The organism is Aquimarina acroporae (assembly GCF_023195925.1).
Classification (GTDB): domain Bacteria; phylum Bacteroidota; class Bacteroidia; order Flavobacteriales; family Flavobacteriaceae; genus Aquimarina; species Aquimarina acroporae.
This window is the reverse complement of the sequence record NZ_JALPRE010000003.1, coordinates 770,668-784,226: the sequence shown is the minus strand read 5'-3', so window position 1 is coordinate 784,226 and position 13,559 is coordinate 770,668. Positions and strand designations below refer to the sequence as shown.

Annotated in this window: 12 protein-coding genes; 11 read left to right on the top strand and 1 reads right to left on the bottom strand. The window is 33.9% G+C overall.

Features of this window, described 5'->3' with window-relative positions; translation table 11 throughout:
- The first annotated feature begins 179 nt into the window (after positions 1-179).
- The 9 genes from M0D21_RS07785 to M0D21_RS07745 all read left to right on the top strand — a co-directional run bounded on the left by M0D21_RS07785 (position 180) and on the right by M0D21_RS07745 (position 10,773).
- On the top strand, positions 180-1,481 hold the full coding sequence (locus tag M0D21_RS07785) for a WG repeat-containing protein (protein ID WP_248328087.1): 1,302 nt from the start codon (positions 180-182) through the stop codon (positions 1,479-1,481).
- 3 nt (positions 1,482-1,484) lie between these two features.
- Entirely contained in the window at positions 1,485-1,973 is a 489-nt protein-coding gene (locus M0D21_RS07780; RefSeq protein WP_248328085.1) for a YybH family protein, read from the top strand.
- 117 nt (positions 1,974-2,090) lie between these two features.
- Positions 2,091-2,903 carry a helix-turn-helix domain-containing protein gene (locus M0D21_RS07775; protein WP_248328083.1) on the top strand — a complete coding sequence of 271 codons (813 nt, stop codon included), beginning with the start codon at positions 2,091-2,093 and terminating at the stop codon, positions 2,901-2,903.
- Between the two features lie 62 nt (positions 2,904-2,965).
- A complete protein-coding gene (locus M0D21_RS07770) occupies positions 2,966-4,639 on the top strand; it encodes an alpha/beta hydrolase-fold protein (RefSeq protein ID WP_248328081.1) in 1,674 nt (557 codons plus the stop codon).
- A gap of 159 nt (positions 4,640-4,798) precedes the next feature.
- Complete coding sequence (gene bla / locus M0D21_RS07765; RefSeq protein ID WP_248328079.1) at positions 4,799-5,701, top strand: class A beta-lactamase, subclass A2; 903 nt, start codon at positions 4,799-4,801, stop codon at positions 5,699-5,701.
- A gap of 9 nt (positions 5,702-5,710) precedes the next feature.
- Positions 5,711-6,643, top strand: a complete 933-nt coding sequence (locus tag M0D21_RS07760) for an alpha/beta hydrolase (protein ID WP_248328077.1) — start codon at positions 5,711-5,713, stop codon at positions 6,641-6,643.
- 203 nt (positions 6,644-6,846) lie between these two features.
- Positions 6,847-9,087: an aminotransferase class III-fold pyridoxal phosphate-dependent enzyme gene (locus M0D21_RS07755; RefSeq protein WP_248328075.1), complete on the top strand. Its 2,241-nt coding sequence runs from the start codon at positions 6,847-6,849 to the stop codon at positions 9,085-9,087.
- Positions 9,088-9,130: 43 nt separating this feature from the next.
- Positions 9,131-9,940 carry a LytR/AlgR family response regulator transcription factor gene (locus M0D21_RS07750; RefSeq protein WP_248328073.1) on the top strand — a complete coding sequence of 270 codons (810 nt, stop codon included), beginning with the start codon at positions 9,131-9,133 and terminating at the stop codon, positions 9,938-9,940.
- A 176-nt stretch (positions 9,941-10,116) separates the two neighbouring features.
- The gene (locus tag M0D21_RS07745; protein WP_248328071.1) at positions 10,117-10,773 is read left to right on the top strand and encodes a hypothetical protein; all 657 of its coding nucleotides are present in this window, start codon (positions 10,117-10,119) and stop codon (positions 10,771-10,773) included.
- Positions 10,774-10,799: 26 nt separating this feature from the next.
- Here M0D21_RS07745 and M0D21_RS07740 read toward each other — a convergent pair whose 3' ends face one another.
- Complete coding sequence (locus M0D21_RS07740; protein WP_248328069.1) at positions 10,800-12,059, bottom strand: MutS-related protein; 1,260 nt, start codon at positions 12,057-12,059, stop codon at positions 10,800-10,802.
- Between the two features lie 269 nt (positions 12,060-12,328).
- Between M0D21_RS07740 and M0D21_RS07735 the strand changes: the two genes are divergently transcribed.
- Positions 12,329-12,808: a hypothetical protein gene (locus M0D21_RS07735; protein WP_248328067.1), complete on the top strand. Its 480-nt coding sequence runs from the start codon at positions 12,329-12,331 to the stop codon at positions 12,806-12,808.
- A gap of 160 nt (positions 12,809-12,968) precedes the next feature.
- Positions 12,969-13,505 carry a toll/interleukin-1 receptor domain-containing protein gene (locus tag M0D21_RS07730; protein WP_248328065.1) on the top strand — a complete coding sequence of 179 codons (537 nt, stop codon included), beginning with the start codon at positions 12,969-12,971 and terminating at the stop codon, positions 13,503-13,505.
- Positions 13,506-13,559 lie beyond the last annotated feature (54 nt).

Genomic DNA, 13,559 nt, shown 5'->3' with positions numbered 1-13,559 from the left:
ACACGCTAATTCACTAGATTGTTAGTAAGATAAATATTCTAAAGATTTGGCTTTTTACTATCTATAAATTAAAAATCTATATAAGAACCTGAAATCATACCGAACTAAAAGAGCCTACTCAACATTATAAATGACATCATACGAACACTTAAAGCGAATGTTCCTACTATAATTCTAAAATGAGAAATACCTTATTACTACTTATAACTTTAAAATGTATCGTTGCCACCGGACAAATTGAGAGTGAAGAAATTTTTCCCGAGGACTACAGCAACATTTATCATGAGAAAACAAATGGTCAATTCTCTATATCAAAAACCAATAATAAGTATGGTGTATACCATAATGAAAAAAAAATATTTATAATTCCTCCTTCTTACGACAGGATAAGATTCTCATCGGGAAAGGAAATAAGCTTTATTGCTACTTTTTCAGAATTAGAAAATTATACGACTACAGTTTTTAATCAAAAAACAACGTCTACAAGAAAGGTAAATAAAGAGGTTTTAATAAATACAAAAAATGAAATTGTTTCTAAAAAGTATGCTTCTATAGATCTTTTTCAAGACAATCAATTGGCAATAGCATCATTCTCGAAGGATACGATAGATTATGAAGTTTTTATTGATACAAATGGGAAAGAAGTTTCAGACACCTATGTATACATTGATTATAACCCCATACTTAAGCTATACTGCGTAAAAGAAAAGGATGGCAAAGCAGGTATTGTATCAGATAACCTAAAAACTGTGATTCCGTTTGAATATGATAACATCGAAATAAGAAGATACGACAATAGTACCATAGTCGTGAAAAAAGATAATATGTATGGAGTCGTAAATCTGAAAAACGAAATAGTCGTACCTATTATTTATCAGGAAATCAAGGGTCATTTTGACGATAAGTACATTGTTGTAAAAGACAAAAAACAAATCTTAATCAACCAAAAAAACGAACTTGTTTTTAACGTATCATACGATAGAATTTACAATCCCGATACAAATGGAAATTATATTGTAAAAGATAACCGTAAATATGGGGTTGTAAGCAACTCAGGGCAGCTTTTGATTCCTATTGAATGCAAAAAAATTTATTCCCGAGAAATATTGGGGTACTATGTCACACAGAAAAACAAGCTATTTGGATTATACAACAAAAGGGGAGAATTATTAATTCCTATCGAGTATGATTTTTTAGCATTATTAATTGAGGATGAAACCTTACTAAAATCTATCGATTACAAAACGATTAATAGATTTATTGCCGTAAAAAACGGTAAATGTGGTATCATTGATATGAACAATACTACTATCATACCTTTTGAATATAAATTCATAAAATTTGCTGGTCATACAAATGACTTCAAAAAGAAAGTGAAGTCCTCGAATATAAAACGAGAAGATTATCTATATCAAGTTTTTATCGATGAGGAAAATCATTATATCGTAAACGATATGAACGCTAAAGTAAAAACCAAGTAAACAATGAAAAAAATAGTATTACTACTCTTTGTCGTAGCACTTATGTTTGGGTGCAATTCAGAGAAAAAAGAAATAGAAATTGATAGAAATAGTGATTCAAAAGAAATATTGAAAACTATTGACAATTGGAATAAAGGGTGGGAAGTAAAAGATGTAGAACTAGCTATAAAAGACTATTCTGATAAAACCGATTGGACCAATGCTTTTGGAGACAGAATGCAATCGAAAACAGAATTACGCCAACTTCTTACAGAAATTTTTGCAATGGATTTTGTTATGACTGGGGTAGATAACTATGTCAATGATGATGTGCAATTCCTTACCGAGGATATTGCTTTACTACGTTCAAAGAATATCAGATCAGGGCAGAAATGGAGTGATGGCACTATAATGAAAGATAGATATATTCACCACTTGAGGGTGTATCAAAGAATAAATAACGAATGGAAAATAACTAACCACATGATTAGTCAAGCGCACGAAAAAAAATAAAATCTACCTCCCAATATCTGAAAATATATGCTAAGTTTATCACCAAACCACGCAAATACTCAAATCTAAAACCGTTGCTAGAATTTTAAAACACATACTTACGATTTACATATCAGAATGAATAACATTTTTGAAACATTCAAACCTAACAATCCTTTAATTGCAAAATATGTCGATTACTACTATTTAGATATAAAATCACAAAACACGGTAACAGAATTCGAATGTTTCCCTCATTATTATACCACCATATCCCTATACAAATCCAATATAAGTCCACAAAAAGGAGAAGTGATCTATGATGACAACGCCAACTTTCTAGAAATTTTTACACCCATAAGAGATACTATTTTAAAGGTTAAACAAATGGGTAAAGTGCATAGAATAGTCATCGTTTTTAAACCATTGGGAATTCAGCAATTTTATAAAGATCTAAATTTTACCGATTTTATAAAAAACTACAGTTTCTTTAGCTCTGTAGAGCTCTCAGCACTTTTTGAAACTCAAAATACATCTACACTTACCACGCTATTAGATGCGTATTTAAGTACTAAGTTCATAGCATACAAAAACCCCCTTTTAGAAGAGAGTGTTCTGTTGATTTTAAAAAATGCAGGAACTGTACCCATTGAGCAAATAGCACTAGAGGTAGGAGCTAGTCGTAGACATGTAAACAGGTTGTTCAATACTCATTTTGGTATTTCTGTAAAAACATTCAATAAAATTGTTCTCTTCAGAAAAACGTTGGAAAAGAAGCTTTTTAAAAACCCTAAACAAAGTTTTACCGAATTGGCATATGAATTCAACTACTCAGACCAGTCACATCTAAATAAAGTATTTCAAAATTTAACTTCAAACTCACCCAGGAAGTTTTTAAAAGACGGTACGCTTCTCGGAAACGAGGATACATTTTGGCATTTAAAAAAATAATGCATTGTCCCATTAGTACAATTTTTTAAATACGATCCTAAATATATTTGTCAAAAAAAAACATGACGCGTATACTACCTTTACTTTTTATGCTGTTTGCAATAGCTACTCAGGCTCAGAAATCATATACCGAATTAACAGAACAGGCAATAAAAGTCATTAATAAAGAAGATACAACCAGATACCAGGAAGCCTACAACTTTATCGAAAAAGCTTTTCACGATTACCCAGATAGTATTACTGGAAACGAGCTATACTATGCTTCTATTTTAAATACCCAATTAAAAAACTACAACAAAGCTTTTGAGTATTTATCACCACTCGCCAAAATGGAAAAAGACGAAGATGGGTACCCCGGTTGGAGTTTTGTTTTAGATGAATACGCCAAAGAAGATTATAAAAACTTAATGCACGATAACCGATGGGAAACCCTAAAAACAGAAGCTCAAAAAGATAGCCTGAAATTTTTCAAAAATTTGAAAGAACGAGAACAGGAATTTTTTCGGGTGTCAAATGTTGATCTCTATAGCGCCACAAAAAGTAAAAATCTATATAAAACTTTAAGAACATTAAACCCCTACATTTCAAAAGAACATAGAGATTATTCTATTTCTCTAAAAATTAATGACTCAACGGCAACCTCTTACCTGGTTCACCTACCAAAGAACTACAACCCCCAAAATAAATACCCTGTATTATTCTTTTTACACGGTGCGGTGCACTATGGAGAATTAAAAAAATATCAGATCCCAGAGATAAATTTAGGGGGTTGGAATAGGTACTATACCAAATATGGTGACCTAAACAAGGTGATTTTAATTTTTCCAAGTGCCAATAAACAATACAATTGGATGACCTCTGATGATGGTTTTTTTATGATTCCTAAAATCGTAAAAACGATTAAAACAGCTATTAATATCGATGACAATAAAGTGTTTGTTTCTGGTCATTCTATGGGTGCCACAGGTTCTTTTTCATATTTGATGAAACAACCCTCGTTATTTGCCGGTTTTTATGGGTTTAATACCTATCCAAAAGTATTTACAGGAGGGACTTTTATTGAAAATATATCTAATCGATCATTCATTAATTTTTCAACAGACCAGGATTATTATTACCCCCCCAATGCAAACGACCAACTCGACAGTCTTATGAACGCTATGCAACTAGATTATAAAGATCATCGATACTTGGGCTACCCACATTGGTTTCCGCAATTTGATGAATCTGAACCTGCATATCAAATACTGTTTAATGACTTAAAAAAGAGAACTAGAAATCCTTTCCCTAAACATATCTCCTGGGAATTTGATGATAACACCTATGGGAATATCGATTGGTTATCTCAAATTACATTAGACACCTTACACATACAAAAAAACTGGCATAAGAACGTAAATTTCACCATAGACAAGTGGTTAAATTATGATGAAAAAGATAGCCTAATTACAAAAAATGTAAGTAAAAAAGCTTTTGATTTTCCTCGGAAATCTGGAAAAATTACAGCAGTGTATAACGATAATACCTTTCAGATTAAAACGTCTAGAATTACATCTTTTAAAGTAAATATTTCTCCAGAAATGATCGATCTGGAAAAGGAAGTCAAAGTGTATGTAAACGGAAAACTATATTTTAACGATATCATTACCTATGATAAAGAATTCATGATTCAAGATTTTGAAAAAAACAAGGATCGAACAAAGGTTTGGGTCAATCAAATACTAGTTAAAACTTGAAAAATGGGAGTAAAAAGATCATCTATATTCCTGAACATACTTGTAAAATACAATTAACTCACCATTAACACAGTATTCAAGGCTAGTCTTATACATTTGAAAGTATAACTTCCAAATTCAATTTAAATAGTAATCTATCCAAAAAAACAACCCAACATTATGGCACACAAAACACCTCTTGTATTCTTAATCACCTTACTTTTGGTTACACAAGGATTCACTCAAAAGATGGAACCTTTAAGACAAAAAATTGAGAATATTATCCAACAAAAAGATGTGGTGGTTGGTGTTGCCATAAATGGAACCGAGGCGAATGACACCCTAACGATTAATGGTCAAAGACATTTCCCAATGCAAAGTGTGTTTAAATTTCCTATTGCGCTAGCGATATTATCTGAAGTAGATAAAGGCAATTTTGCTCTCGACCAAAACATCGAAATTAAGAAAAGTGATTTATTGCCAGGCTTGTGGAGCCCTATACAAAAAAAGTATCCCGAGGGAACTACACTCACTTTAGCAGAAATTATAGAATATACCGTCGCTTTAAGTGATAATGTAGGTTGCGACGTGCTATTAAAACTTCTGGGGGAACCTGTAGATGTAGAGAACTATTTTTCTAAGCTTGGTTTTAAAGATTTTGAGGTTAAAATAAACGAAGAGACCATGCAGAATAATTGGGACAAACAGTTTTTGAATTGGACCACTCCAAAAGAAGCAAATAGAATTCTCGATACGTTTTATGAAAACAAAGAGGGGTTACTCTCGCAGAAAAGCTATGATTTTATATGGAATGTAATGAAAGGCACCAAAACCGGAAAGAAGCGATTAAAAGGGCAATTACCAGAGAAAACAGTAGTCGCACATAAAACCGGATGGTCTGGAAAACATAAAAAAACAGGAATAACCGCTGCAGTAAATAACATCGGTATTGTTTTTCTACCTAACGGAAATTACTTTACCATTAGCGTTTTTGTTACAGCATCTTCTGAGAGTTTTGAAGTCAATGAAAAAATAATAGCCGATATTGCAAAAGTAGCCTGGGATTACTTTATACATAAATAAACCAAACCAATGAAAAAACTTATAACCACCACCACAATCTTACTTCTTATACTTACCGTGAAAGCACAAAACAACCCGCTCCCAAAAGTAGTGAGCGGAAAAGTTGACCGTATTGAAAACTTCGATTCGAAGTATATCACCTCAAGAAATATAGATATTTGGACTCCAGAAGGCTATACGGAAACAAAAAAGTATCCTGTTTTGTATATGCATGATGGGCAAATGTTGTATGACCCTGAGAACTCCTGGAACAAACAGGCATGGGATGTAGATGATGTAGCTTCTGCCCTATTTACCTCTGGAAAAACCAAAGAATTTATTGTAGTGGGTATTTTTAATGGCGGAGCCACAAGACATGCAGACTATTTTCCGCAAAAGGTATTTGAATCACTATCAGACAGTGAAAAAGACGCAGCTACTGCACAGTTAAAAAAAGCATCTATTCCAATTTCGGAGAGATTTAGTCCACAATCTGATAAGTATTTAAAATTCATTGTTGAAGAGTTAAAACCCTATATCGATAAAAAATACTCGGTTCATACCGATAAGGAAAATACATTTGTAGCCGGCAGCAGTATGGGAGGTTTAATCTCGATGTATGCTATATGCGAGTACCCCAATATATTTAAAGGGGCTGCTTGCTTATCGACGCATTGGCCGGGAATATTTACACTCGAAAACAATCCTATTCCAGATGCATTTTTAAGCTATTTACAAGATAATCTCCCAAACCCAGAGGAGCATAAAATCTATTTCGATTGTGGTGATGCCACGCTGGACAGCCTTTATCCTGAAATTCAGAAAAAAGTAGATCATCTCATGGCGCAAAAAGGATACACCAAAGACAGTTGGATGACTCAGTTTTTTCCTGGAGAAAACCACAGTGAAAATGCCTGGAAGAAAAGGCTCAATGTTCCTCTTGAATTTTTGTTTACAAAATAACTTCCTGCAATAGAAATACCAAAAAACATAGGGTACACCTACCAAACTCAATAGTTGAATACGATGTATTTGAATCGGAAAATATAAAATTTAAATTGCCAGTATGATACTGGTAAAATATTTATATTTGACTCATAATCAATTCGAAACATAGCGATATGTTTCTTGTATGAGATCTTGTAATTCATTCGAATAATTGCTCAATGAAAGAACTGCTAGAACCCTACAGTATACACCCTCAAGAAACCGAAAAACTTGATGGTTATGCCAGCACCAATTTCCGAATTAAGAGTGAGGGCAAAAACTATGTGCTTAAACACTATCTAGAACCTAATGAATTTGAGCTCATTGATGAGGAAGAAAGAGTTTTACAATTGTTATTACAGCAAAAGCTACCCTTTCAATTACCATCATGCATAGAGAAGATACACACCTACAAAGACGGTTCATTTTCGAGACTATTAGCATTTATAGATGGTAAACTCATGTCTTCGGTAGAACAAACTACCAACTTGTTAGAAAATTTTGGTTCGGCAGTAGGGTTAATGAATACCCATCTACAATCGATAGAAAGCAGCATTATAAGAGCAAGAGAACTATTCTGGGATATGAAACATACCTTGCTCAATGCCGAAAAAGTTTCATATATAGAGCAACCCGAAGATCGAAAAGTAGTCAACTATTATTTAGATCTATTTGAACAGCTAGTTGTTCCTAAACAAAGAAAATTACGGCATGGTATTATTCATTCTGACCTGAATGACAACAACATTTTTGTAAAAGACAATACCGTAACCGGAATTATAGATTTTGGCGACATTACTTATAGTCCGCTTATTTATGAGGTAGCTATTGCCCTAACCTATATCATGCTAGCCAATGAAAGTGATCCTTTTGAAAAAGCAAGAGCATTTTTACAAGGATACCACAAGATCCTGCCTTTAAAAAAGGAAGAAATAGAATTATTGTATCTCCTTATCCCCTCAAGGTTATGTGTCTCTGTTTGTAATTCGGCAAAGAAAAAAGCCGAAGGAGAAGATACAGAATATGTTCTGGTAAGCGAGAGACCCGCTTGGAGGTTATTGCATAAGTGGTTGTCGATTAACCCTATTTGGATCAACAGTTTCTTTTTGGAATCTCTTCAACTTGAAAAAGAGACACTTGATATAGGATCATTACAAACAGATCGAAAAAAGTTTACTGGGAAATCACTGGGCACTAGTTATAACGAGCCCATTTATATGACAGGAGGGGCATTTCAATATATGTATGATCATCTTGGGAACACCTATTTAGATGCCTATAATAATATCCCTCATGTGGGGCATTGCCACCCAAACCTATCAAAAGTCATTACCAAACAGGTGAGAAGTCTTAATACCAATACCCGGTATTTATATCCCCAATTGGCCGACTATGCCAAAGAGATCACCAAAACACTACCAAACGCATTACAAAAAATATTTTATGTCAATTCTGGTAGTGCAGCGTCTGATTTAGCCATAAGAATGGCGCAAACCCATACAAAACGAAGTACCGTTGCCATTTTACAAAACGGCTATCATGGTAATACTCTTTTGGGTATCTCTGTTAGTGATTATAAGCACAACGGCAAAGGAGGTGACGGTAAACCAGACGGCATTATCACTTTACCCTTACCCAATAGCCATAATGCTCTCTCAAAAACAGGAAAAGAATATGCTGAAGAGGCTATTGATATCTTAAAAAAAGAGATCGATAAAGGAAATACTCCTTCTGCACTCATAGCAGAACCTATATCGGGTTGTGGGGGTCAGGTTCCTTTGGCAGAAGACTACCTAAAAATACTAAAACCGTTTTTGGAGCAGCATGATATACTGCTTATCGTAGATGAAGTGCAAACAGGTTTTGGTCGATTAGGCAACCATTTTTGGGGATTCGAAATGCATGACATTGTACCTGATATTATCATATTGGGTAAACCTATGGGAAATGGGCATCCTATAGCAGCGGTAGTCACTACCCAAAACATTGCTGATACGTTTGCTAATGGAATGGAGTTCTTTACGTCATTTGGTGGTAATCCTGTGTCCTGTGCTGTAGCACTAGAGCTACTAAATATCATAAAAGAAGAAGACTTACCTAAAAACGCCGCACGAGTTGGAGATGCTTTAAAAAATGGTTTAATCGATTTACAAAAACAGTTTGACTGTTTGGCTGATGTGCGAGGAGAAGGTCTTTTTCTTGGCGTAGAATTTATAGATAAGCAAGGAAAGCAAAGTGAGGAAATTGCAAATTTTATTAAAGAGGATTTAAAAAAACGTTTTATTCTGGTAGGTACCGATGGGCCCTATCACAACGTAATTAAAATTAAACCTCCTTTGTGTTTCGATTTGAAGAATGTAGCACATTTTTTAACCCATATAGAAGAAGCTATACAACTGGCTACCTTAACATATATGTGATAATCGAAATAGTAAAGCCAAAAGACAACGTAGATAATCCCTTATGAATAGCACATCGTTTCATGTTAAACCTGCAAACCGATTCTTACCACAAATACTACTTGTGGGTTTAGGGATAGGCACGGCAAACTATATCATGAACGACACATTAAACTGGATTCAGTGGGGCATTCAAGCATTAGCCACCAGTTTTATAATTGGCTATACTCTGGTTGTTATTGGGGTAAATAAGACCTGGTTTTTGTCTCATATAACCTCAAAAAGAAAACTATATCTACTGTTAAGTTTACTTTTCTTTATTGTAGGTATATTGGCTACGGAAATAGAACACCTTATTCGATCCTTAATTTTTAAAAGTCAACCCTTTGCACTGTTCTCTTCGGGTAAAATGTATTTGTTTAACGGAATCATATCACTTATTCTAGGTTTTAGTTTTTTCTATAATTTTTTTCCAAAAACCAAAAGTAACACAGCACATGAGGAAAATGATAGCTCATCACCTTTAGACAGTTCTGAAACTCTTACCAATATCCCTGTAAAACAAGGAGAAAATATTCTAATAATTGCCATTACCGATGTTGCTTATTTTGAAGCCTATGGTAATTACTCTTTTGTGCATAGCATCACCGGAGAAAAGAGATTATGTGATTACTCTTTACTTTTTCTGGAGAGACGATTGCACCATAAATTTTCGAGAGTGCATAGAAAATACATTATCAACGAAAACCATATCAAAAGAATAAAACCACATCTAAATAGTAGGTATGTCATTGAGTTTGGCAATGGGTTAGCATCCATAATAAGCAGTAAAGGGTATGTTATGACCATTCGCAAGCTCATTAAAATTGAATAATTGCATCAATAAAAAGAAATTGTATACTCTTCTGATATTCACTCATCCATTGTATAGTATCATTCAGCCTTAATATCGATCATTCGTCCTTTTAGACTTCTACAACCCATTGCATTTCAGTTATTTGTGACGGGGTTTATTGCATAATCAATCGTAATCACAAATAATTTCTAGATATGGACATCGCACATCAATCAAATATTCTACTTCATATTATAACAGGTTCACTTGCATTATTACTAGGAGTCATTGCTTTGGCAACCACAAAAGGAGGTAAATTACATAATACCAGCGGAAAGTACTTTTTAGGATTCATGTCTGTGGTAATTTTAACAGGCTTGATTGGGGTTTTCGTTTTTGGAAGAAATACATTTTTATTGGTAATCACAGTACTAAGCGGGTATGTTGCTTTTTCAGGATATAGAATACTCCAACTGAAGATAAATACACCCAAGAGTATCGATATTTTGGTAGCTATAGTTAGCCTGTTGGTTCTTTTATACTTTCTGTATTATTTCAAATCTATAGGTATGATCTGGTCCCCGATTGTGATTTACAGCACGGTTGGCGCACTACTATTTATAATTTCTTACGATCTTTTAAGATATCTAATCCCCAAAAGAACATACAAGAAACACCGTATCTGGATTTATGAGCATATTTATAAAATGACCAGTGCCTTTGGTGGTCTCCTTTCAGCATTTATAGGTACCGTATTCGAAAAATATCAACCTCATAGTCAATACCTACCTTCTGCTTTTGCGGTGCTTCTTATATTGGGTTTTGCCGGATATGTGTACAAATATGGACTCAAAAAATTCCCAAAGCCATAATACAACCAGTTACTGTTTCTTACGCCTTATATGGATAACAACTCTTTTAATCCTTCCTTTTCAAATAATATGCTACCAATTTTTACATCAGACCAACCTTCTTTTAAAACATAAGTAAAGGTAGGTGTGTTATTAATAAGCTCGCAATCTATATAAAACGATGAAACTCCATCGATGTCTATTTCTTTTAGCTGTTGGATATGAGTCGAAATAAAAAACAAAGAGTCTTTGTATTTTGTCAATCCTTTTATGGTGATGTTACAGATTTCTAATGCATCTTCTATATTGGTTCCACTAAAAAGTTCATCAAAAATTGCGAAGCAACTTTCTGTATTTGATGTTAGCACCACATTTTTAAGGTGTTGTACTTCGGTCATAAAATGACTATAACCATTAAGCATATCGTCTCGGTGGTTGATCCCTATAGAAAAATTAGAGAAAAAGGGAATTCTCGCATACGATGCTGGTACTCCTATTCCTAGGTGGCCGAAGTAGATCGACAGTCCAATAGCTTTTAAAAAAGTAGATTTACCCGACATATTGGCTCCGTTCAATACTACCACATTACTTAAGGTTTTAAAATCATTCTTTATAGGGTGAGTCAATAAAGGATGATAAAGACCTTTTAGTTCTATATGATCCCCAAACTCAGGATATGTAAATTTTCTATGTGCAATGGTTTGACTTATCGAATCAAATGCTTCAAAACAAAACAAATGTTCCCAGAATTGAAAGATTTTACCTTTTGCTTGAAGCTCTTCGATTTTGGAACATAATTCGATAACCTCGGTATCTCCAAACTTATATTCTCGTATTAGTTCTTCATAATGTGCTAAATTAAATACGGCAAAGAAATCTATTATTTCCCGAAGTATATTGGCATATTCATTCGGAAAAGCCTGTAAACTCAATCTGGAAAAACAAAAGCTATATAAACGATGAAAAAGCAATATCATTTGAGAAAGTCTGGATCGATGTTCTACTTTTATCTTTTTTGAAGTTAAAAACCTATAGGCAAACTTTCTTTGAGATAGATCACTTATATCATAATTGGTAAGAAATTCATGTACTTCTATGAGATAGGAAACCGAATAAGAATATGTACTCAATATACCTCTATTCGCGGTAAAACCCCGAAGGATGCCTTGTCGATGTTTAATGTCACTTTTACTCTTTAGAGGCGCATATAACAACTCTAGTAACTTACTTCTCGAAAAATTGTTCAACGTATGATCAAACAAAGGAAGTATTTCTTTTTCTATATGTAAATCTTGTATGTTATTCATCAATACATATAGACTGTATTCGCTATTCTTAGTTGCACGCTAAAAGTATAGGATCAAAACGCTTATCTATATTTCTTTACTTCAGAACCCGCCATATTATTGGTATTCATAAGGTAAGAAGTACTTATAATCTCATTATGGGGTATACTTCCCCCTATCTATTCCCGAAATATCCCCATATAAAAAGGGGGATATTCCCGATGGCGTGGTATGCTGTTTTAAACTAGGTTTGTAACTCACATTACTAATAAATCTTAACAATCACACAAATGGCTCTAGAAAATTTAATACCAATTACCTTTTCTGACCACGAATTGCATCAGCTCAGTCACGGAATACATACAATTAATAGTGTTTTAACAGGTAAAACCATTAGCCTCTCTACAGAACAACGAAAACAATACGGACGCATGGCTAATCAAAACAAACTTATTATTGATCGAGCCAAAAAGTATATGGAAGAATATCCTCATTGGATACCTAACTTTCTGGATAAAGAAGAATTTGACAGAGATTATCATACTCGAACACAAATCGATACTCATGTCGGAAAACTAAAAGAACTTGCTCAACAGCTTATTGACACTAAGATGCTACTTGATTATGACAATTACTCTAATGCACTTAGTTTTTACCGCATGGTTCGATACCTGGCAGGTGAGAATGAACCCAATGCAGAAAAAGTACATCAAGAAATGAAAGTTCTTTTTGGTAAAAACAGCAAACTAACCAACGATTCAGAGGAGTAATTAGCCTATTATTTGTTAACCACTTAGTGTTCAGCCTCACCATAAAAACCAGTCTCCTTTTGGTGATTATGGTGAGGATTAACATCTTTTTAAGGTATACTTCGACAACAAAGTATGCATCACATACGTTAGTGTTTAACACACTATCATCAACCTACTCATGAGTATATTACCTAAATATGGCTTGCTACAATATCGAAATTCGGTAAGAGTATATACCAAACCCATAGATGAAAGTCTGGTACTTTTTAAAGAAGAAACCAAAGCTCATAAAGTCTCTATATTTTTGCTTCATAAGCCCGATCAATTAGAAGAATTAGATAGTGCTATCAATTTTCTAAATAACTTTCGGGTAATGATCTATGTAGATTGGTTGGACCAAGTACTCGAAGATGATAAGGGAGAAGCCATTACCAATCTTATTACTGAAAAACTTTCAGAAAATCAGAAATTCATTTTTTTAGCTACCGAAGAAGCAATTCATTCTAAATGGTGTAATTGGGTATTGCGATTGGCAAAAACAAAAATCCCTACCGAGGCTATTGTAATGTTACCTATTCGTAGTGATTTTGATGATTACGGCGGAGAAGAACATCTTTCTAAATACCCATACATTCATGAGATAGAAGCCGAAAAATATGGGGTAAAGTATCCCAACGGGGATATCAAAGAATTAACGGAGTGGATGAACTCCTAGGATATTAGATTTTGAAATACAAAACATATCATTCCAGCATAGCCGGAATGATAG

Excerpts from the sequence above, each read along its gene's own strand:
- M0D21_RS07780 (WP_248328085.1), top strand. The coding sequence starts at position 1,485 with ATGAAAAAAATAGTATTACTACTCTTTGTCGTAGCACTTATGTTTGGG.
- M0D21_RS07730 (WP_248328065.1), top strand. The coding sequence starts at position 12,969 with ATGAGTATATTACCTAAATATGGCTTGCTACAATATCGAAATTCGGTA.
- M0D21_RS07740 (WP_248328069.1), bottom strand. The coding sequence starts at position 12,059 with ATGAATAACATACAAGATTTACATATAGAAAAAGAAATACTTCCTTTG.
- M0D21_RS07755 (WP_248328075.1), top strand. The coding sequence starts at position 6,847 with ATGAAAGAACTGCTAGAACCCTACAGTATACACCCTCAAGAAACCGAA.
- M0D21_RS07745 (WP_248328071.1), top strand. The coding sequence starts at position 10,117 with ATGGACATCGCACATCAATCAAATATTCTACTTCATATTATAACAGGT.
- M0D21_RS07770 (WP_248328081.1), top strand. The coding sequence starts at position 2,966 with ATGACGCGTATACTACCTTTACTTTTTATGCTGTTTGCAATAGCTACT.
- M0D21_RS07775 (WP_248328083.1), top strand. The coding sequence starts at position 2,091 with ATGAATAACATTTTTGAAACATTCAAACCTAACAATCCTTTAATTGCA.
- M0D21_RS07760 (WP_248328077.1), top strand. The coding sequence starts at position 5,711 with ATGAAAAAACTTATAACCACCACCACAATCTTACTTCTTATACTTACC.
- M0D21_RS07785 (WP_248328087.1), top strand. The coding sequence starts at position 180 with ATGAGAAATACCTTATTACTACTTATAACTTTAAAATGTATCGTTGCC.
- M0D21_RS07750 (WP_248328073.1), top strand. The coding sequence starts at position 9,131 with ATGAATAGCACATCGTTTCATGTTAAACCTGCAAACCGATTCTTACCA.
- bla (WP_248328079.1), top strand. The coding sequence starts at position 4,799 with ATGGCACACAAAACACCTCTTGTATTCTTAATCACCTTACTTTTGGTT.
- M0D21_RS07735 (WP_248328067.1), top strand. The coding sequence starts at position 12,329 with ATGGCTCTAGAAAATTTAATACCAATTACCTTTTCTGACCACGAATTG.